The organism is Amycolatopsis plumensis (assembly GCF_042652605.1).
GTDB classification, from domain to species: Bacteria; Actinomycetota; Actinomycetes; order Mycobacteriales; family Pseudonocardiaceae; genus Amycolatopsis; species Amycolatopsis plumensis.
In genome coordinates, this window is the sequence record NZ_JBHSJY010000001.1 from 4,019,084 (window position 1) to 4,036,767 (window position 17,684).

Annotated in this window: 16 protein-coding genes and 1 pseudogene; 9 read left to right on the forward strand and 8 right to left on the reverse strand. The window is 72.4% G+C overall.

The features are described from left to right. Window positions 1-9: 9 nt before the first annotated feature. Window positions 10-1,046, reverse strand: a pseudogene (locus tag ACFPLC_RS19520) (helix-turn-helix domain-containing protein). Between ACFPLC_RS19520 and ACFPLC_RS19525 the strand changes: the two are divergent. From ACFPLC_RS19525 to ACFPLC_RS19535, 3 genes are all read left to right on the forward strand, one after another. After that, window positions 1,009-1,926, forward strand: coding sequence for an alpha/beta hydrolase (locus tag ACFPLC_RS19525; protein ID WP_378195044.1), 918 nt, complete (start codon window positions 1,009-1,011; stop codon window positions 1,924-1,926). The pseudogene ACFPLC_RS19520 and the gene ACFPLC_RS19525 overlap by 38 nt on opposite strands. A gap of 87 nt (window positions 1,927-2,013) precedes the next feature. Further along, the gene (locus ACFPLC_RS19530; protein WP_378195047.1) at window positions 2,014-2,943 is read left to right on the forward strand and encodes an esterase/lipase family protein; all 930 of its coding nucleotides are present in this window, start codon (window positions 2,014-2,016) and stop codon (window positions 2,941-2,943) included. 68 nt (window positions 2,944-3,011) lie between these two features. Continuing rightward, window positions 3,012-3,437: a hypothetical protein gene (locus tag ACFPLC_RS19535; protein ID WP_086844791.1), complete on the forward strand. Its 426-nt coding sequence runs from the start codon at window positions 3,012-3,014 to the stop codon at window positions 3,435-3,437. Here ACFPLC_RS19535 and ACFPLC_RS19540 read toward each other — a convergent pair. Continuing rightward, window positions 3,434-3,829, reverse strand: a complete 396-nt coding sequence (locus ACFPLC_RS19540; RefSeq protein ID WP_378195051.1) for a hypothetical protein — start codon at window positions 3,827-3,829, stop codon at window positions 3,434-3,436. The two genes, ACFPLC_RS19535 and ACFPLC_RS19540, sit on opposite strands and share 4 nt — an antisense overlap. Window positions 3,830-3,911: 82 nt before the next feature. Here ACFPLC_RS19540 and ACFPLC_RS19545 point away from each other — a divergent pair, with 82 nt between their 5' ends. Both ACFPLC_RS19545 and ACFPLC_RS19550 read left to right on the forward strand, forming a co-directional pair. Next, a complete protein-coding gene (locus ACFPLC_RS19545; RefSeq protein WP_378195053.1) occupies window positions 3,912-4,727 on the forward strand; it encodes a DUF1206 domain-containing protein in 816 nt (271 codons plus the stop codon). 113 nt (window positions 4,728-4,840) lie between these two features. Continuing rightward, a complete protein-coding gene (locus tag ACFPLC_RS19550; RefSeq protein ID WP_378195056.1) occupies window positions 4,841-5,281 on the forward strand; it encodes a DoxX family protein in 441 nt (146 codons plus the stop codon). Window positions 5,282-5,364: 83 nt separating this feature from the next. On the opposite strand, the gene ACFPLC_RS19555 is transcribed toward ACFPLC_RS19550, so the two are convergent. Beyond that, window positions 5,365-6,069, reverse strand: coding sequence for a TIGR03089 family protein (locus ACFPLC_RS19555; protein ID WP_378195059.1), 705 nt, complete (start codon window positions 6,067-6,069; stop codon window positions 5,365-5,367). Window positions 6,070-6,175: 106 nt separating this feature from the next. On the opposite strand from ACFPLC_RS19555, the gene ACFPLC_RS19560 reads away from it, so the two are divergent. Next, complete coding sequence (locus ACFPLC_RS19560) at window positions 6,176-7,012, forward strand: NAD(P)H-binding protein (protein WP_378195062.1); 837 nt, start codon at window positions 6,176-6,178, stop codon at window positions 7,010-7,012. 40 nt (window positions 7,013-7,052) lie between these two features. Here ACFPLC_RS19560 and ACFPLC_RS19565 read toward each other — a convergent pair whose 3' ends face one another. Both ACFPLC_RS19565 and ACFPLC_RS19570 read right to left on the reverse strand, forming a co-directional pair. Further along, entirely contained in the window at window positions 7,053-8,309 is a 1,257-nt protein-coding gene (locus ACFPLC_RS19565) for an LCP family protein (RefSeq protein ID WP_378195065.1), read from the reverse strand. A gap of 37 nt (window positions 8,310-8,346) precedes the next feature. Next, window positions 8,347-9,864 (reverse strand): LCP family protein, encoded by a 1,518-nt coding sequence (locus ACFPLC_RS19570; protein ID WP_378195068.1) that lies wholly within the window; start codon window positions 9,862-9,864, stop codon window positions 8,347-8,349. Window positions 9,865-10,000: 136 nt separating this feature from the next. On the opposite strand from ACFPLC_RS19570, the gene rfbB reads away from it, so the two are divergent. Beyond that, window positions 10,001-10,990 carry a dTDP-glucose 4,6-dehydratase gene (gene rfbB, locus ACFPLC_RS19575; protein ID WP_378195071.1) on the forward strand — a complete coding sequence of 330 codons (990 nt, stop codon included), beginning with the start codon at window positions 10,001-10,003 and terminating at the stop codon, window positions 10,988-10,990. Window positions 10,991-11,001: 11 nt separating this feature from the next. Further along, on the forward strand, window positions 11,002-11,889 hold the full coding sequence (gene rfbD / locus ACFPLC_RS19580; RefSeq protein WP_378195074.1) for a dTDP-4-dehydrorhamnose reductase: 888 nt from the start codon (window positions 11,002-11,004) through the stop codon (window positions 11,887-11,889). 49 nt (window positions 11,890-11,938) lie between these two features. Here the strand turns inward: rfbD and ACFPLC_RS19585 are convergent, their stop codons facing one another. The 3 genes from ACFPLC_RS19585 to ACFPLC_RS19595 are packed head-to-tail and all read right to left on the reverse strand — an operon-like array spanning window position 11,939 to window position 16,556. Next, window positions 11,939-13,024, reverse strand: a complete 1,086-nt coding sequence (locus ACFPLC_RS19585; RefSeq protein ID WP_378195077.1) for a glycosyltransferase family 4 protein — start codon at window positions 13,022-13,024, stop codon at window positions 11,939-11,941. Beyond that, window positions 13,017-15,587: a glycosyltransferase gene (locus tag ACFPLC_RS19590; RefSeq protein ID WP_378195080.1), complete on the reverse strand. Its 2,571-nt coding sequence runs from the start codon at window positions 15,585-15,587 to the stop codon at window positions 13,017-13,019. Before ACFPLC_RS19590 ends, ACFPLC_RS19585 begins: the two co-directional genes overlap by 8 nt. Before the next feature lie 33 nt (window positions 15,588-15,620). Further along, on the reverse strand, window positions 15,621-16,556 hold the full coding sequence (locus tag ACFPLC_RS19595; RefSeq protein ID WP_378195083.1) for a glycosyltransferase family 2 protein: 936 nt from the start codon (window positions 16,554-16,556) through the stop codon (window positions 15,621-15,623). 9 nt (window positions 16,557-16,565) lie between these two features. Here ACFPLC_RS19595 and ACFPLC_RS19600 point away from each other — a divergent pair, with 9 nt between their 5' ends. Further along, on the forward strand, window positions 16,566-17,642 hold the full coding sequence (locus ACFPLC_RS19600) for a glycosyltransferase family 4 protein (RefSeq protein WP_378195085.1): 1,077 nt from the start codon (window positions 16,566-16,568) through the stop codon (window positions 17,640-17,642). The last annotated feature ends 42 nt before the right edge of the window (window positions 17,643-17,684 follow it).

Here is a 17,684-nt window from a genome sequence, read left to right on the forward strand (position 1 = left end):
CGAGTCCGGCTATCGGGTGCGGTTCGTGTTCTCTTCCGCAGCCCACGCGGTAAGGATCAGGAGGGCGTCGTGGTCCGGCGTGCCCGGTTCGGCCGTCAGGACCATCAGGCGCTGGCCTGAGCCGTCCGGGCTGGCCCACGTGTCGCAGTCCAGGGTCATGCTTCCCGTCAGCGGGTGGCGGTAGCGCTTGGTTCCGTACGTGGCGCTGTTCACCTGGTGCTCGGCCCACCACCTGCGGAAGTCCGGGTCCTGGACGGACAGGTCACCGACCAGGCGGGCCAGGTCGGGGTCCGTGGTGTCGGCCGCCGCTTCCATGCGCAGGGCCGCCACCGCTTCGCGGGCGTCGTGCGGCCAGTTCTCGTGCATCGTGCGGACCTGCTCGTCGGTGAAGAGCAGGCGCAGGTAATTGCGCCGGTTCGGGGGATGGCCTCGAAGTCCGTGAAGAGGGCCGTGGCCGCGGGGTTCCAGGCCAGGATGTCCAGGCGCCTGCCCAGTACCAGCGCCGGGGTTCCGGTGAGCTGGGCCAGCAGCCTGCGCATCGCCGGACGTACGCGCTGCTGCGGACCGCGCCTGCGGGGAAGGTCGTCGGCCCGGCCGGCCAGCTCGTACAGGTAGCGCTGCTGGTCTTCGTCCAAGCGCAACGCCCGGGCCAGGGTGATCAGCACCGGCGCCGACGCCCGGACGCGGCCCTGCTCCAGGCGCGTGTAGTAGTCCACGCTGATCGACGCCAGCAGGGCCACCTCCTCGCGGCGGAGACCGGCCACCCGGCGAGCGGACTCCGGCTCGGGGAGGCCGCAGTCCCGCGGGGTCAGCTGGGCGCGGCGGGCCTTGAGGTACGCGCCCAGCGCCCGGGGATCGGAATCCGGCGTCATGCTCTCCAGTGTCCCTGCGCCCGGACGGCTGAAGGGGGGCAGGTTCTTTCCCAGGCAGAAACCTGTCTCTCCCGCCCCCGAGGAATCCGGCGGACTGTGGTGGAGCACCAGCCACCACATCCCGAGGAGCGCCCCGATGGCCATGACCACCGTCCGGTTCGACAGCGCCGGCATTCCGCTCGCCGCCCACCTTCACACGCCGGACTCGGCCGGGCCGTGGCCCGCGCTGGTCGTGGGGCACCCCGGGACCGGGGTCAAGGAGCAGACTGCCGGGACCTACGCCCGGCTGATGGCCGAACGCGGCTTCGTCACGCTCGCCTTCGACGCCGCCTACCAGGGGGAGTCCGGTGGGCTGCCCCGCGGGCTGGAAGACCCCGCCCAGCGCGTCGAGGACTTCAAGGCCGCCGTGTCCTTCCTCAGCACCCGTCCGGACGTCGATGCGGACCGGATCGGGCTGCTCGGCATCTGCGCCTCCGGTGGCTACTCGCTCGCCGCCGCCGGGGGTGATCCGCGCGTGCGGGCCGTCGCCACCGTTTCCGGGGTCGACGTCGCCCGTCAGTTCCGCTTCGGGGCCGACGGGACCCAGGACCCCGCCGTCTTCCAGGGCCTGCTCGGGCTCGCCGCGCAGGCCCGGACCGCCGCCGCGCGCGGGGAGGATCCCGGTGTCATGACCATGTTCCCCGAGACCGCCGAACAGGCCGGGGCGCTCGGTGGGCAGCACGGGATCGAGGGGTTCGAGTACTACTGCACCCCGCGCGGCGAACACGAACGGTCCGCGAAGTTCCTCGCCTGGCCGAGTGTCGACAAGCTGGCCTCGTTCGACGCCTTCCACGCCGTCCCGCTCACCGCGCCGCGTCCGCTGCTGCAGATCGTCGGCAGCCGGGCCGTCACGTCGTGGATGGCCGTCGAGGTGCACCACCGGGCTGCCGGGCCCAAGGAGCTCCACTGGATCGAGGGCGCCAGCCACGTCGACCTCTACGACAAGAAGGAGTTCGTCGACGCCGCCGTTGAGAAGCTCGACGAGTTCTTCTGCGCCGCCTTGGACCGGAAATAACCCACCCGGGTGAAGTCTGCGCAAGCTACTCGCGCGTTAAACCTGCGGTGACGCAGGTCACCATCGGTTCACAGAGAGGTGAAACGGATGGGCGCAACGACGCGCAGGTGGCTCACGGCCGCCGCGGCCACGATGGCGGTGCTCCTGCTGGGGGCCGGCACCGGTCAAGCAGCCGAGCGGGAACCGACCGGGCCGGTGCAGCCCACCATCCTCACCGCGGCCGTCTACTCGCTCGCGGCGCCCACCATCGCGCCGCCGGGGGCGAACGACTGGAACTGCCGGCCCAGCGCGCAGCACCCCAACCCCGTGCTGCTCTCCAACGGGACCACCGCCAACGCCTACGAAAACTGGGCGAACCTCTCGAAGAAGCTGGCGAACGCCGGTTACTGCGTCTTCGCCGGCAACTTCGGCGGTGCGCCCGGCGCCTTCCTGCAGACCGTCGGGCCCGTCGCCGACACCGCGAAAGCGCTTGCCGCCTTCGGGGACCGGATCCTCGCGGCCACCGGGGCGGCCAAGCTCGACGTCGTCGGGCACTCGCAGGGCGGGATGAACATCCGCTACTGGATCAAGTACCTCGGGGGCGCGGACAAGATCAGCCGGCTCGTCGGATTGTCGCCGTCCAACCACGGCACGGACCTCTTCGGGCTGCTGAGCACCCTCGAAATGATCCCCGGTGTCCCGCCCGCGCTCGGGACCGTCTGCCAGGCCTGCAACGACCAGGCCGTCGGCTCGGACTTCCTCACCGACCTCAACGCCGGCGGGGAAACCGTGCCCGGCATCCAGTACACCGTGATCCAGACCTGCTACGACGACGTCGTGACGCCGTACACCAGCGCCTTCCTCGAAACCGCTCCCAACGTCAGGAACATCCTGCTGCAGAACGTCTGCGGGCTCGACTTCACCGACCACCTCGGCATCACCTACGACCCCGTCGCGCAGGGGCTGGTGCTCAACGCGCTCGACCCCGCGCACGCCAAGACGCCGCCGTGTGTCTTTGTGCCGCCCGTCATCTCCTGAATTTCGCCACATGAGACATAACCCACCGGCGGGGCGGTTTTCCGCTCCGCCGGTGTCACCCTCGAAGCATGTATTGGCCGGTTCCGGCGTCTTGGACGCCCCACGACGAAGCCGAGCTGGTCGCCGGCTGGCGGCTGTGGCTCGAGCTGTCCGATCGCGCCTGGCCGACCGCCGCCTGGGACGGGACCCCGGCCGGCGCCGTCCGCCAGCTGCGTGACCTGCTCGCCGCGTGCGACGAGATCGAGACGGCCTACCGCGCGGCCGCCGACGAGCCGTCGCCCGGGTTCCTGAGCCTGACCCAGGGGCTCGCCGTGACGGCCGGTTCGGCCATCTCGCTGTGGTTCGACGACTTCGACCAGCTCGACGGCGAGCGCGCGGCCCTGCTGCACGAGGACCTCGCGCGGTTCGCCGAACAGGCGGAACAGGTGCTGACGCTGCTCGCGGTCAACGGCGGCTGGGCCGGCCTCGACGAGGTGCGGCGCCGGCCCGCTTAACCGGCGTCCGTCGGATCGGTGCCGCCGTTCGCGACGGGCCGGAAGCGCGTGCCGCAGAGGGAGGCCAGCGGGCGGGCCAAGGTCAGTTCCGAGTTCGGTTCGATCGCCCAGCCGACCTCGACGACGCTGTCGGCGTCCTCCCGGTACTCGACGTGGTGCGTGACGTCCCCCTCGGCCACCGACCACTCGCCGCCGACGGTCAGGTGCAGCCGGACGGCCAGCACCCCCGGCGCCGGGACGTGCCAGCGGAACCGGTGGACGAGGAACTCCTTGCTCCAGCTCGCCCAGTACATCCAGCCCGAACCGTCCGGGCGGAAGCCCAGGTCGGCGTACTCGGGCGAGCCCGGGTAGACCTCCTGCTCCGACCAGTAACCGACCAGTGGCGCACTCACGAGCGCGATCGTCCCAGGTACAGCAAGTGATTAGGCCGCTTGGCCCAGCGGATCCGGTTCGGATTTGGGTACTACAGCAGGCATGAACCGGACAGAGGCCACCGCCGAACGAGGCGAGAAGAGCAACACCGCGCAAGTGCTCGGCCGCGCCGGCATGGCGTGCTACGGGGTCGTGCACCTGGTCATCGCGTACCTCGCCCTGCAGGTCGCCTTCGGCGACAGCGAGCAGGCGGACCAGAAGGGTGCCCTGCAGCAGATCGGTTCGACGGCGTTCGGGCAGGTCCTGCTCTGGATCGTCGCCGTCGGCCTGATCCTGTTCGGGCTCTGGCAGTTCCTGATGGCGGCCACCGGGTACGAGTGGGTCAGCGGGGGCAAGCGGACGCGCAAGCGGATCGGCGCGGCCGCGCGCGGGGTCGTCGTGATCCTGCTCGGCATCACCGCCATCCGCATCGCCACCGGCAGCGGGGGCGGTGGGTCCAGCAACCAGAAGCAGCAGGAGTTCACCGCAGAGCTGCTCAAGCTGCCGGCCGGGCCCGCGCTGGTCGTGATCGCGGCCGCGGCCGTTCTCGGCGTCGCCATCGCGGCGGCCGTCAAGGGTGCGAAGAAGAAGTTCCTCCAGGACCTGAACACGTCGGAGCTGCCGGGGAAAGCCCAGCGCTGGATCGGCACGATCGGGACCATCGGCTACCTCGCCAAGGGTGTCGTCCTGGCCATCGTGGCGATCCTGGTGGCCATCGCCGGGTTCACCGCCGACCCGAACAAGGCCGGCGGCCTCGACGCCGCGCTCAAGACGCTCTCCGCCCAGCCCTTCGGCACCGTGCTGCTGATCGTCGTGGCCCTCGGCCTCGCCGCGTTCGGCGTGTACTGCTTCGGTGCGGCCCGGGCGCACAAGCGCTGAGAGGTGCCTGTCGGTTTCCTGTCGATCACCGTCCGGAGCTTCGGGTTCGGGTGCCGGGTGCCCTACTTTGGGTCGGGTCAGTTGAAATTTCACCTACCCGGGAGCTGAAACCGATGTTCGGACGATTCAAGGACGTGGCCCTGTTGCTGGGGAGGATCGGCGTCGCGGTCGTCTTCCTCGCACACGGGCTCCAGAAGTGGAACAACGGCATCGACGGCACGGCGAAGTTCTTCGAGATGACGGGCATCCCGCTGCCCACGGCCGCCGCGGTCTTCGCGATGACCGTGGAGATCCTCGGCTCGGTCGCCTTCATCGTCGGCTTCCTGCTGCCGCTCGTCGGCATCGGGTACGTCGTCATCTCGGTCGGCGCGCTGCTTTCGGTGCACATCGACAACGGCCTGACCGGCCAGGGCGGCTACGAGCTGGTCCTGGTGCTGGCCCTCGCCGGGCTCGCGCTCGGCTTCAACGGCGGCCGGCTCTCGCTCGACCACCTGCTGTGGGGCCGCAAGCGCGCCCGCCGCGACACCGAGGTCGGCGAACTGCAGAACGCCTGAGTCCCCACCCTGCCGCGGCTGGTCGTGAGTGAGAAACAGGGTTAGAACACTGTTTCTCACTCACGAGGGCTGCGGCAGGGTGTTCAGGCGGGGAGGTCCGCCGTGGTGCGTTCGGCTTCGCGGCGGGCGTCCAGCTTGGCCGGGTCCGCGTTGCTGATGTGGACCAGGTGGGCGCCCGCGGCCAGGGGGACGAGCAAGCCGTCGAGGATGCCCTCAGGTCCGCTCCAGTCCCGGGTGGACAGCACCCGGTCGGCCGAGCTGAGGCCGAGCTTCGCCGCGCGGGCCCTGGCTTCGGCCAGCAGCTCGTCCACAGTGGACTCGAAGAGGGCGGCCGTGTCGCCGGGGATCGGGAACAGTGGGCGGAACTGGTCGCCCGCCAGCCGGGCCTCGGACAGGTAGTCGAACGCGCCGCCGCCCGGCGGCTCGGCGAGGCCGCGGCCCATCGGGTCCAGCGTCACGACGGCGGTGGCCGCCGCGCCGGTCGGTTCCGGGTCGTCCGGCCCGACGAACGCCACCCGCGCGCCGGCGCCCTCGCTCACCACGCGTGCCCCGCACCACCACGCCCCGAGCAGCACGCCGACGGTCTGCCAGTGTGCCGGGAGCTGCACCGCCACGGCGTCGCCCGGCTCGATGTCGAACTCCTCGGTCAGCCAGTTGGCCGTCTTCGCCGCCCAGTTGGCGGTGGTCGCCACGGACAGCTCGACGCGGCTGCCCAGCTGGTCGTCGTAGTGGGTGATCAACGGTTGGGCGGCCGGCAGCGGGCGCAGCAGCTCGTCGGTCAGGCTCATGGGGACAAGGCTAAAGCGCGGACCGCGCGCGGCGCCGGTTGACACCGGAAGAGCGTCCTCAGTACGTTTGCTTTAAAAGCAAACGCATCTCGGAAGCTGGGGAACCATGACCATTCTCGTCACCGGAGCCACCGGTCACGTCGGGCGCGCGGTGGTCGACGCGCTCGTCGCCGCAGGTCAGGACGTCCGGGCCTCGAGCCGTAACGCCGCGAAGCTCGACGTGCCGGACGGTGTCGCGAAGGTGAGCGCGGACCTGGAGGACGCCTCGACGCTGGAGCCCGCGCTCGACGGCGTCTCCGCGGCCTTCCTGTACACGCGGCCGCACGGCATCGAAGGCTTCGTGAAGGCGGCGGAAGCGGCCGGGGTCCGGCACGTCGTCCTGCTGTCGTCGGCCGCGACGCTCCAGCCGGACGCCGCGCAGAGCCGGATCGCGGGGCTGCACCGCGCGGTCGAGCAGGCCCTGGCCGCCGGGTCGTTCGCTTCGACGGCGCTGAACCCGGGCGCCTTCGCGACGAACGTGCTGGGGTGGCGCGAGGACGTCGCGGAGGGCGTGGTCCGCACGGCGTACCCGGATTCGCGGATCGGGGCGATCCACGAGCGGGACATCGCCGACGTCGCGGCCCGGATCCTGATCGACGGCTCGCACGACGGGGAGTCGCTCGCGCTGACGGGTCCGGAGCCGATTTCGTTCCGGGAGCAGGCCGCGGTGCTCGCCGACGTCCTCGGCCGGCCGCTGCGGGTCGAGGAGCTGACGAAGGAGCAGGCGATCGAACGCATGCTGGCGCTGGGCTGGCCGTCGGACGTGCCGGCGTCAATCCTCGGGGCCTGGGCGCGGACGGTGGAGGAGCCGTCGCCGGTGACGGACCTGGTCCGCGAGGTGACCGGCCACGCGCCGCGGACGTTCCGCCACTGGGCCGAGGAGCACCGCGCCGACTTCGCCTGACGAGAAGCGGCACTTTCGTAGGGAAAGTGCCGCCTCCGGGTCAGTTGACGCAGGGCACCCCGGGGGAGTCTCGGAGCAGCGGCGCCGCGGCGGGGGCGGCGCCGCTGCCCGAGCCGCCACCTCCCGACGCCTGCGGGGCCGGGCGGCCCGCCAGGTTCGCCACGAACTCGCGGACCGCCTTCAGGTCGACCTGCACGATGCTCTGCCCGTCCGGACTCCGCCCGTTCGCCGTCACCACCGGGATCGTCGCGAACGTCAGGTCGCCCGACGCGATCCCCTTCGCCTGCTGCGCGAACTGCAGCAAATCGAGGCCCGGGTCCAGGGTCAGCGACCGGTGCACCGCGTCCATCAGGTCGTTCAGCGTACCCGGGCTGGTCAGCGTGCCCGCCGAGAGCAGCTGGTGCAGGGCCGAGGACAGGAACGCCTGCTGCCGCACGATCCGGTCGAGGTCGCCGCGCGGCAGGTTCTTGCGTTGCCGGACGAACGAAAGCGCTTCGCCGCCCGAAACCGTCTGCTCGCCGCGGCGGAAGTTCGCGCCCGAATCCTTGTCCTCGGTCGCGTGGTTCAGGCACACCTTGACCCCGCCGAGCGCCTCGGTCAGCAGGTAGAAGCCCAGCAGGTTGATCTCCGCGTAGTGGTCGATCCGCACCTGCGTCAGGTCCTGCAGCGCCTGGACCAGCACCCGGCGGCCCTCGGTGTCCGAGTCGCGCTCGATCTTCGCCTGGTCGCGCTCGCCCTGCGCGCGCAGCGCCTGCGCCGCGTGCGCCTTCGCCACGCCGTACGCCGAGTTGATCTTCGCCTCGCCGCGGCCCGGGATCGCCGTCCAGGTGTCACGCGGGATCGAGACCGCCGACGGCTTGCCGCCGTTCTTGGGGATCCGCAGCACGATCATCGTGTCCGTGTTCACCGCGCCGTCGTTGGCTTCGGTGCGCAGCTGCCGGAGCACCCGCGTCGGCAGCGCGTTGCCCTGGGCGTCCGTGCGCGCGTCGCTGCCGACGAGCAGGATGTCCTCCGCGCCGTCGTCCGCGGGCGGCGGCGCGGGCTCGCCGGCGCGCGGGGTGAGCGCGTCGGTCGTCGGGACCGTGCTCTGCAGCTGGTCCTTGGTGACGTAGACGTACCCGCTGGCCCCGAGCGCGAGCAGCGACACCAGGCCGACCGCCACCCGGCGTGTCACCCGGCCCACGCGACGGATCCGCGACGGCGCCGGTGCCTGCCGCGGGAACGGCGACGGCTTCCAGTCGTCGCTGTGCGTCACCGGGTCGGCTGTCTTCTCCGGTTCTTCCTGGTCTTCTGCCACGCTGGCTTTCCTCCCCCGAACACCCTGCGTACCCAGTCTAGTTGACGCAGGGCACGTCGCCCGCCGTGATCGGCGGTGCGGCGGGGGTGGCCGGAGCCGCCGGCGGCTTGGCGGCCGTCGACGTCGGCGCGCCACCCGGGCCGGCGGCGGAGTTCCGGAGGTCCTTGCCCAGCAGGACGCGCACGTGCCCGGCCGGGACGTCCCGGTCCGGCTCGGCCTGCACGACGGCGCCCAGCGCCTGCTTGACCAGGCCAAGCGCGGTGTCGTCGGCCGGGTTGTACCGGACGACCGTGGTGGTGCGGGCGCTCAGCCGCTGGTCGGCGGCGAGCGTGAAGCCCTTGCCCTCCAGCATCGCGTGCGTCTGGGCGGCCACCGACGGCGAGCCCGAGCCGTCGAACAGCTCGACCGTGACGGCCTTCGCGCCGGGTAGCTGCGTCGACGTCGGGGCCGCCGGGGTGTCGCCGTCCGACGTCAGCCGCGCCACCTCCGCCGCGACCTGGGCCGGGTCGACGCGCAGCACGTCGGCGCCGCCGATGGTGGCGTTGCCCAGCGTCGGGATGGTGTGGAACTCGATGTTGCCGCCGGTCAGGCCGCGCATCTGGGCGGCGAACTCGGTCAGGTCCCAGCCCTGCGACAGCACGACGGACTTCTTCACCGCCGCCACCAGGTCGGCGATCTTGCCCGGGCTGGTGAGCACGTCGGTCGAGAGCACCTTGCGGGCCAGCCCGGACAGGAACGCCTGCTGCCGCGCGATCCGGTCGAGGTCGTAGTTCGGCAGGCCGTAGCGCTGGCGGACGAAGGCGAGCGCCTGCACGCCTTCGATCGTCTGGCGCCCGCCCGGCAGGTCGACGCCGGACTTCGTCTCCTTGACCGGTCCCTTGAGGCAGACCTCGACGCCGCCGATCGACTTGGTGATCTCGTAGAAGCTCGCCAGGTTCACCTCGGCGTAGCGGTCGATCATGCCCGGCTTGCCGATGAACTTCTCGAGCGTGGCGATGAGGTTCTTGCGCCCGGCGACCTTCGCTTCCTGGTCGGCCTGCTTCAGGTCGGTCATGCCCTGGCGCTGCAACGCCCGGTAAGTGTCCGTGTACGCGTAGACGAACGCGCTGTTGAGCTTGTGCTTGCCGAAGCCGCCGGTCAGTTCCACCCACGAGTCGCGGGGGAACGAGATCGCGATCGCGTGCTTCCCGTTCTGGGGGATGTGCACGAGGATCATCGTGTCGGTGTTCAGCTCGCCGTCGGAGACGCCGGCGTGCAGCATGTCCAGCACCTCGCGCGGCAGCGGGTTGCCCTGCGCGTCGGTGCGGCTGTCCTGGCCGACCAGGAGGATGTCGACCGCGCCGTCGAGCGGCTTCGCGTGCGCCTCGGTGTCGGCGAAGACGTTCGTGGTGGTCAGGCCGGTGTTCGGGTCGCCGATGAAGTGCCAGCCGTAGAAGGTCAGGGCCAGGACGGCTACCGACAGCAGGGAAACCACGACCTTGCCGCCGCGGCGGGCGAAGACCGCGACGCCGTGGTCACGGCGCGCCGGGATGATCGGCGCAGCCTGTTCGGTCACGCGCTTCCTCCCCTGTGACCCCGTACTTCCCCCAGGGCACCAGCGTGCCTCCACCGAGACTCTACTGAGGGTGTTGTAGGACCTCCGTAGGCTGGGGGCGGATTGCCCCTCCGGGGCGCGAGGGAAAGGCGGGAAGATGCGGGTCCTGGTCACCGGTGGTGCCGGCTTCATCGGGTCGCACTACGTCCGGCAGGTGCTGACCGGCGCCTACCCGGCGTTGCGCGACGCCGAGGTGGTGGTGCTGGACAAACTCACCTACGCGGGCAACGAGGCCAACCTCGCCCCGGTCGCCGCCGACCCGCGGCTCGAGTTCGTCCGCGGTGACATCTGCGACACGGCCCTGGTCGCCGAGGCGATGACCGGCGTCGACCTCGTCGTGCACTTCGCCGCGGAGTCCCATGTGGACCGCTCGATCCTCGGCGCCGCCGACTTCGTGCTGACGAACGTGCTCGGCACGCAGAACCTGCTGCAGGCGGCGCTGCACGCCGGCGTCGGCAAGTTCGTGCACGTGTCGACCGACGAGGTGTACGGCTCGATCGAGCACGGGTCGTGGACCGAAGACCACCTGCTGGAGCCGAACTCGCCGTATTCGGCGTCGAAGGCGTCGTCCGACCTGGTGGCGCGGTCGTTCTTCACGACCCACGGGCTGCCGGTGTGCATCACCCGGTGTTCCAACAACTACGGTCCGTACCAGTTCCCGGAGAAGGTCATCCCGCTGTTCGTCACCAACCTGCTCGACGGGCGGAAGGTGCCGCTCTACGGCGACGGGCTCAACGTCCGTGACTGGCTGCACGTGGACGACCACTGCCACGGCATCCAGCTGGTCGCCGACGGCGGGCGGCCGGGCGAGATCTACAACATCGGCGGCGGCACCGAGCTGACGAACCGGGCGCTGACGGAGAAGCTGCTGGCGGCGGTCGGCGCGGGCTGGGACAGCGTCGAGCCGGTCGAGGACCGCAAGGGTCACGACCGCCGGTATTCGGTGGACATCACGAAGATCGGCGACGAGCTGGGGTACGCTCCGCGCGTGTCCTTCGAGGACGGTCTGGCCGAGACGGTGGCGTGGTACCGGGACAATCGTGCGTGGTGGGAACCGCTGGCCGAGCGGGCCGCGCTGAAGAAGTAGGGGAAGTTTCTGTGCCGCTGACGGTGCTTGTGCCCGGGGGTTCCGGGCAGCTCGGCCGGGATCTCGCCGCACTGGCGTCCGCTTCGGTGGACGTCGTGGCCCCGGGGTCGGCCGAACTGGATGTGACGGCGACGGGCCAGGTGCTGGCCGCGGTCGGCGCGCTGGCCGAGCGGGCCCGGGAAGCGGGCTCGGCGCCGGTGGTGATCAACGCGGCGGCGTACACGGCGGTCGACGCGGCGGAGACCGACGAGGAGCGCGCGTTCGCGGTGAACGCGGACGGCCCGCGCGTGCTCGCGGCGGCCTGCGCGTCCCGGCGGGTGCCGCTGATCCACGTGTCGACGGACTACGTGTTCCCGGGCGACGCTTCCGCGCCGTACGAGCCCGCGGACGAGCTGGGGCCGCGGTCGGCGTACGGCCGCACGAAGGCGGCGGGCGAGGACGCGGTGCTCGGGTCCGGGGCGTCGTCGTGGGTGGTGCGGACCGCGTGGCTCTACGGGCGGTCCGGCTCGAACTTCGTGAAGACCATGGCACGGCTGGAGTCCTCCCGCCCGGAGTTGTCCGTTGTGGACGATCAGGTCGGCGGTCCTACGTGGACTCTGGACCTGGCCGGCGGGCTGCTGGAGCTGGCGTCGCGGGTGGCGTCGGGCGACGGGCCGCCGCAGCGGATCCTGCACTGCTCGAACGCGGGCGCGGTGAGCTGGTGCGGGTTCGCGCAGGCGATCTTCAAGCACCTGGGTGCGGACCCGTCGCGCGTCCGTCCGTGCACGTCGGCGGAGTACCCGCAGGCGGCGACCCGGCCGGGGTATTCGGTGCTGTCGCCGAAGTCGTGGCTGGACGCCGGGTTGACCCCGATGCGGTCGTGGGAAGACGCGCTGGACGCCTACTTCGCGGCTGAGTAGGCCCGGACTCAAGCGCCCCAAGGTGGCCTTGGGGCGCTTGGGGCCCGGGTCAGTGGCGTCCTGAGGCGAGCCGGTACGCGCCCACCGTCAGCTCCGCGCACGTGCGCCACGTGAAGTTCGCCGCGTGTGCGCGCCTCGATGCCGACGTGGCCACCGCGTGCGGGTCCGTCACCGCCATCCGCAGGGCCTCGGCCAAGCCGTCCACATCGCCGTACGGGACCAGGCTGGCGCACTCGCCCGCCACCTCGCGCAGCGCCGGGATGTCCGTGCAGACCACCGGGACGTCCGAGGCCATCGCCTCCAGCACCGGCAGCCCGAACCCCTCGTCGCGCGAGGGCAGCACCAGGGCCGACGCGCCCGCCACCACCGTCCGCAGGTCCACATCGGACAGATAGCCCGTCTGGAACCGGCGGGCACCCCGCGGGAACGGGCCCGGGCCCGCGAACACCAGGTCGGGCAGGTCCGGTGCGGCCTCGTGGGCCCGGGTCAGCCAGTCCAGGCCCTTCCGCGGCCCGGCGGCCCCGGCGAACAGCAGATACCGCGACGGCAGCCCGAGGCGGGCCCGGCGCTCGTCGTCCGGGGGACGCGCGGTGAACCACGCCGGGTTCACGCCCAGCGGCGTCACCACGATCTTGTCGCGCGAGACGTCGAGACGCTCCGCCACCGCGTCCGCCACCGCCGCCGTCGGGGTGCAGATGACGTTCGCGCGGCGGGCCCCGCGGCGGACCAGGTCCGGCAGGCCGCGGTCGCTCGGGGCGAGCTCCGCGGGATTGTCCAAAAAGGCCAGGTCGTGGATCGTCACCACGCCGGCCGCGCGGAAGCGGCCCGGCAGCACGAAGTTCGTGCCGTGCACCACGTCCGTCGGGCCGGCGAACAGCTCCACCGGCGGGAAGTCCGACCGCAGCCACGCCGCCCGCAGCAGCCGCGCCGCCACCGGCATCCCGCGGGCGCGGGCGCCGTACGGGAGCACGTGGCGCAGCCGCCGCCAGCCGCGGAGGGTGAACGCCACCGCGCGCGTGTCGACCTCCGGGATCGACACGAGTTCTTCGCTCAGCGCGGCCGTGTACCGGCCGATCCCGGTGCGCGCGCCGAGCAGCGGGGTGCCGTCGAGGAGGACGCTCAGTGACCTAGCCACGCGGTGACCTCCGGGGCCGAGCCCCGGACCCCAGCCGGGGGACAAGCCCCCCTGGACCCCCCGACAAGCGTTGGCGCGCGACCTTCACCGCGCGACCACCCACGCGGCGGGCCAGCTCCGCGGGGCCGCCGGCGTCGAGGTACTCGCGGATCAGGTCCAGATCCCGCCGCAGCATCGCGCGGCCGCGCACCGGCGGCGTCGTCACCAGGTCCGCCGAACCGGGCAGCCGGTCGGCCGCCGGGCGCGGGTCGCGGCAGAACTCCACCAGCGGCTTCAGCGCCTCGGGCCACGCGAACCGGTGCGCGACGACGGCGAGCCGTTCGACGCAGCCCGCCGCGAACTCCTCGTCGTACAACGCCTTTTCCAGCGCGTCGGCCAGCGCCTCGTCGTCCTCGGCCGGGACGACGACGCCCAGCCGTTCCGCCCGGATCAGGTCGGCGAAACTGTCGCCGTCGGTGGTGACGATCGGCAGCCCCGCCCACAGGTAGTCCAGCACGCGGGTGCGGAACGCGAACGTCGTCTCGACGTGCTCGTAGTGCGTGGTGACGCCGCAGTTCGCGTCGAGCAGCCAGTTCTGGCGCTCGTGGTAGGGCACCCACTGCTCGTTGAAGTAGACGTGCTTGCCGGTCAGCCCCAGCGAATCGGCCAGCCGGATCGTCCGCGTGCCGATGTCCATCTCGGCGACTTCGGGGTTCGGGTGCTTCATGCCGAGGAACACGAGCCGGACGTCGCCGCGGCGGCGGCGCAGCTTGTCGATCGCGCGCACCAGGGTCAGCGGGTCGAACCAGCTGTACACCCCGCCCGCCCACAACACGACGTGGTCGGTGCCGCCGATGCCCAGCGCCGAGCGCAGGCCCGGCCCGGTGCGCACCGGCGGCTCCGGCGACAGGCCGAAGGGGACGACCGCGAGCAGCGACTGCGTGGTCGGGTCGGCGTCGTAGAGCCGCGGCGAAAGCCGGCCCAGCGCGGCGAGGTGGCCCAGCCAGAAGTGCCGCTGCCGCTCGGACGCGCAGAGGAAGAAGTCGCCGCGCTCGAGCTGGGCGTCGAGGACGCGGGTGACGCCGGCGAGGTCGGCCGCGCGCTGGTCGTCGGGGATGCCCTTGCCCTGCTCCAGCAGCTCCAGGTGCATCGGGTCGTACAGGTCGGCGACGACGATCTTGCCGCTGTGCTGCTTCTTGAGCGACGGCGCCAGCTCCAGCACGTGCCCCTGCAGGACGACGACGTCGGCCCAGGCGATCGGCGCGTCGAGCTCGCGGTGCTTGCCCGCGCTGACCCGGAACGGCGACGGCGGCGGCGTCGCCAGGGGGTTGGTGGTGGTGAGGTGGACGTCGTGCTCGGCGGCGAGCGCGAGGGCGATGTTCCAGGCGCGGATCGCCGGGCCCGCCATCCGCTCGGTGAGCGCGTCGCCGGTGAGCACCAGGATCTTCCGGCGCTGCCCGAACGCCTTCTCGATGCCGAACGCCTCGACGAGGATGTCGTGCGCGGCCAGATAGCGCGGCAGCGGGTAGGCGGGTTCGAGGGCCTTGCGCAGCAAGGGAAGCAGATCGGCGTCGGTGCGGACGCGGGCGGCCTGCTCGGCCGCCCGGGATTCGGCGAGCGAGGGCAGCTGCTCGACGAACTGGTCGATGGCCAGCAGCCCGGCGAGCGTGGTGCGGGGGATGCTGACGTCGGCGGACTCGATCGGGGCGACGCCGTGTTCGAGGTCCAGCTGCGTGGCGTCGAGCTCGCCGCGGGCGGTGGCCCGGCGCACGGCCAGTGCGAGCGCCGCGGGCAACGCGCGGGCCAGCGTCTCGTCGGAGAGGTTCTTGTAGAGCGCGGCCAGGGCGTTGCGCTCCAGCAGGAACGTCTCGCGGCCGGTTTCGGGGGTGTCGACCGAAGCCATCGTGGCGTGGTGGCGGTGGTAGGTGAGCGACTCCGGCACGTACCGGACGCGCCAGCCGCGCAGGTTGAGCCGCCAGCCGAGGTCGACGTCCTCGTAGAACATGAAGAACCGCTCGTCGAAGCCGCCGAGCTCGGCGAACACGCTCGCCCGGACGAACAGCGCCGAGCCGGTGCCGAACAGGACGTCCTTCGCGACCTCGTGCTCGGCCGCCGGGACGTCCGCCAGTGGCGTGCCGGCGTGGCGCTTGTAGCCCATGCCGAACCAGGTCAGGCCGCCGTCGACGAAGTCGGTGCCGGTGCCGTCCCAGTCGAGGACCTTGCTGGCCACGGCGGCGACACCCGGCTGCGCGCGCAGCTCGGCGACGGCGGCGGAGACCCAGCCGGGCGCCGGGCGGGCGTCGTTGTTGAGGAAGGCGAGGACGGTGCCCTTCGCGTGTTTCGCCCCGAGGTTGCAGCCGCCCGCGAAGCCGGTGTTGCGCCCGGCCTCGACGAGCTGGACCTGGGGGACGGCCTCGCTGATGCGGGCGGCTTCGGCGCTGTCGGCCGAGTTGTCGACGCAGATCAGCTCGAGCTCGGGGTAGTCGTGCTCGGCGAGCGCGCGCAGGCAGGTGATCGTGTCGTCGGCGCCGTGGTAGTTGACCACGATCACCGAGACGAGCGGTTGCGGATCCCCCTGCGCCAAAGCCAGCTCCTCGTCGTCGATCCTGGCGCAAGCTTAAAGGCCTGCCCATGCCTCCCAGACCGCGCCTCGGCCGAGCGCCGCGCGGCGGGTGATCTTGCGCCGGGTCCGCAACGTCGCTGGTAGCCGCACGGCCACCTCGGCCAGCACCCGGCAGCGCAGGCCGAACCGGAAGTTCGCCGCCGCCGGGCGTCCGGGACGCAGCGGCAGCACCGCTGTCAACACGGCGAACCGGAGCAGCTGGTTCACCGCGACTCCCCGGGGCGCGCAGCGCAGCAGCATGAGCAGCCGGTTGCGCTCGTTCCAGCGGTGGAACTGCGGCGAGCCGAGCTCGCTGCTGACGCCGTGGGCGTGCTGGACGCGGGCGCCCGGCGCCGCGACGACGTCCCACCCGGCCAGCCGCAGCCGCCACGCCGTGTCGGTGTCCTCGTAATAACAGAAGAATTCCGCCGGGACGCCGTGCACGTCCTTCAGCGCGTCGGTGCGCAGCAGGGCCGCGCCGCCGCAGAAGCCGAAGACCTCGCCGGCGGGCTCGGTGACGTCGGTGCCGTGGCCGTCGGCGGTCAGCCGGACCCCGGCGGACTGCGTGGTGCCGTCGGGACGCACGAGCAGGGACGTCGCCGCGGCGGCCAGCGGCGCCTTCTCGAGGGTGTCCTCGAGCGTGGCGAGCCAGTCCGGCGCGGGTTCGGCGTCGTCGTTCAGCCACGCCATGAGCGGGGTCTGGACCTTTTCGAGGGCGGCGGCGAGCGCGCCCGCGTAGCCGGTGTTGCGCGGAAGGCGGAGCACCTCCGGGCGGGACGGGTGGGCCGCGAGCAGGGCGGCGGTGCCGTCGGCGGAGGCGTTGTCGACCACGAGCGTCCGATGTGGACGCGTCTGCGCGGCCAGTGCGTCGAGGCAGGCCGTGATGTGCCCGGCACCCCGCCAGGTCACGACTACCACCGTGGTGGCGGGATTCGCGGTCACGTCCCGCACAATAGCCGCGTGCCCGAACTGGTCGTGCTCGCCGAGCAGCTCCTCGCGCCCGTGCCCGGTGGCACCGGGCGCTACACGGCCGAGCTGATCCCCGCGCTCGCGAAGACCGCGCCACCGGGCTGGACGGTGTCCAGCGTGGTCGCGCGGCACGCCGACGTCGACGCGGCCCGGCTGGACGGCGTCGAGGGCCCGCGCGTGCTGCGGATCCCCCCGCGGGCGCTGGTCGCCGCCTGGCAGCTGGGCCTGCGCTGGTGGCCGGGCGGTGACGCGGTGCACGCGCCGACGCCGTTCGCGCCGCCCCGCGCCCCGGCCGGGAAGTCGCTGAGCGTGACCGTGCACGACACCGTGCCGTGGACCCACCCGGAGACGCTGACCGCACGCGGGGTCAGCTGGCACCGGTCGATGATCGCGCGAGCCGCGCGGCGGGCGTCCGGGCTGGTCGTGCCGACCCGGGCGGTCGCCGACGAGCTCGCGGTGCTCATCGACGTCGACGTCCCGGTGCGCGTGGTGCCGCACGGCGTGCGGGTGCCGTCGGGCTCGGCCGAGCTCGACCTGCCCGCGCAGTACGTGCTGGCCGTCGGCACGATCGAGCCGCGCAAGGGCATCGACGTGCTGGTCGACGCGGTCGCGGCGCTGGAGGGCACGGTGCTCGTGCTGGCCGGCCAGCCCGGCTGGGGCGGCGTCGACCCGGTGGCGCTGGCCCGGGAACGCGGCCTGCCCGCGGAGCGGCTGCGGGTGCTCGGGAAGGTGTCGGACGCCGAACTGGCGAGCGCGTTGCGGCACGCGAGCGTGCTGGCGGTGCCGAGCCTCGCCGAGGGGTTCGGGCTGGGCCTGCTGGAGGCGATGGCGGCCGGGGTCCCGGTGGTGCACACCGACGTCCCGGCGCTGGCCGAGGTCGCGGGCGGGGCCGGGCTGATGGTGCCCCGCGGGGACGCGACGGCGCTGGCGGCCGCGCTGCGGGAAGTGCTCGGTTCACCCGCGCGGGCGGCCGAGCTGACCCGGGCGGGGCGGGACCGGGCGCGGACCTTCACCTGGCGTCGCGCGGCGGAAGCCGTGTGGGCGATCCACCGCCGCGCGCACGACTGAGGCGCTCACCTGCCCGGTTTGCCAGTTCCTCACCATGGCGCG

Coding starts and splice junctions, on each gene's coding strand:
- ACFPLC_RS19560 (WP_378195062.1), top strand. CDS start 6,176: ATGACCATTCTCGTCACCGGAGCCACCGGTCACGTCGGGCGCGCGGTG.
- ACFPLC_RS19535 (WP_086844791.1), top strand. CDS start 3,012: ATGTATTGGCCGGTTCCGGCGTCTTGGACGCCCCACGACGAAGCCGAG.
- rfbB (WP_378195071.1), top strand. CDS start 10,001: ATGCGGGTCCTGGTCACCGGTGGTGCCGGCTTCATCGGGTCGCACTAC.
- ACFPLC_RS19550 (WP_378195056.1), top strand. CDS start 4,841: ATGTTCGGACGATTCAAGGACGTGGCCCTGTTGCTGGGGAGGATCGGC.
- ACFPLC_RS19555 (WP_378195059.1), bottom strand. CDS start 6,069: ATGAGCCTGACCGACGAGCTGCTGCGCCCGCTGCCGGCCGCCCAACCG.
- ACFPLC_RS19545 (WP_378195053.1), top strand. CDS start 3,912: ATGAACCGGACAGAGGCCACCGCCGAACGAGGCGAGAAGAGCAACACC.
- ACFPLC_RS19530 (WP_378195047.1), top strand. CDS start 2,014: ATGGGCGCAACGACGCGCAGGTGGCTCACGGCCGCCGCGGCCACGATG.
- ACFPLC_RS19525 (WP_378195044.1), top strand. CDS start 1,009: ATGGCCATGACCACCGTCCGGTTCGACAGCGCCGGCATTCCGCTCGCC.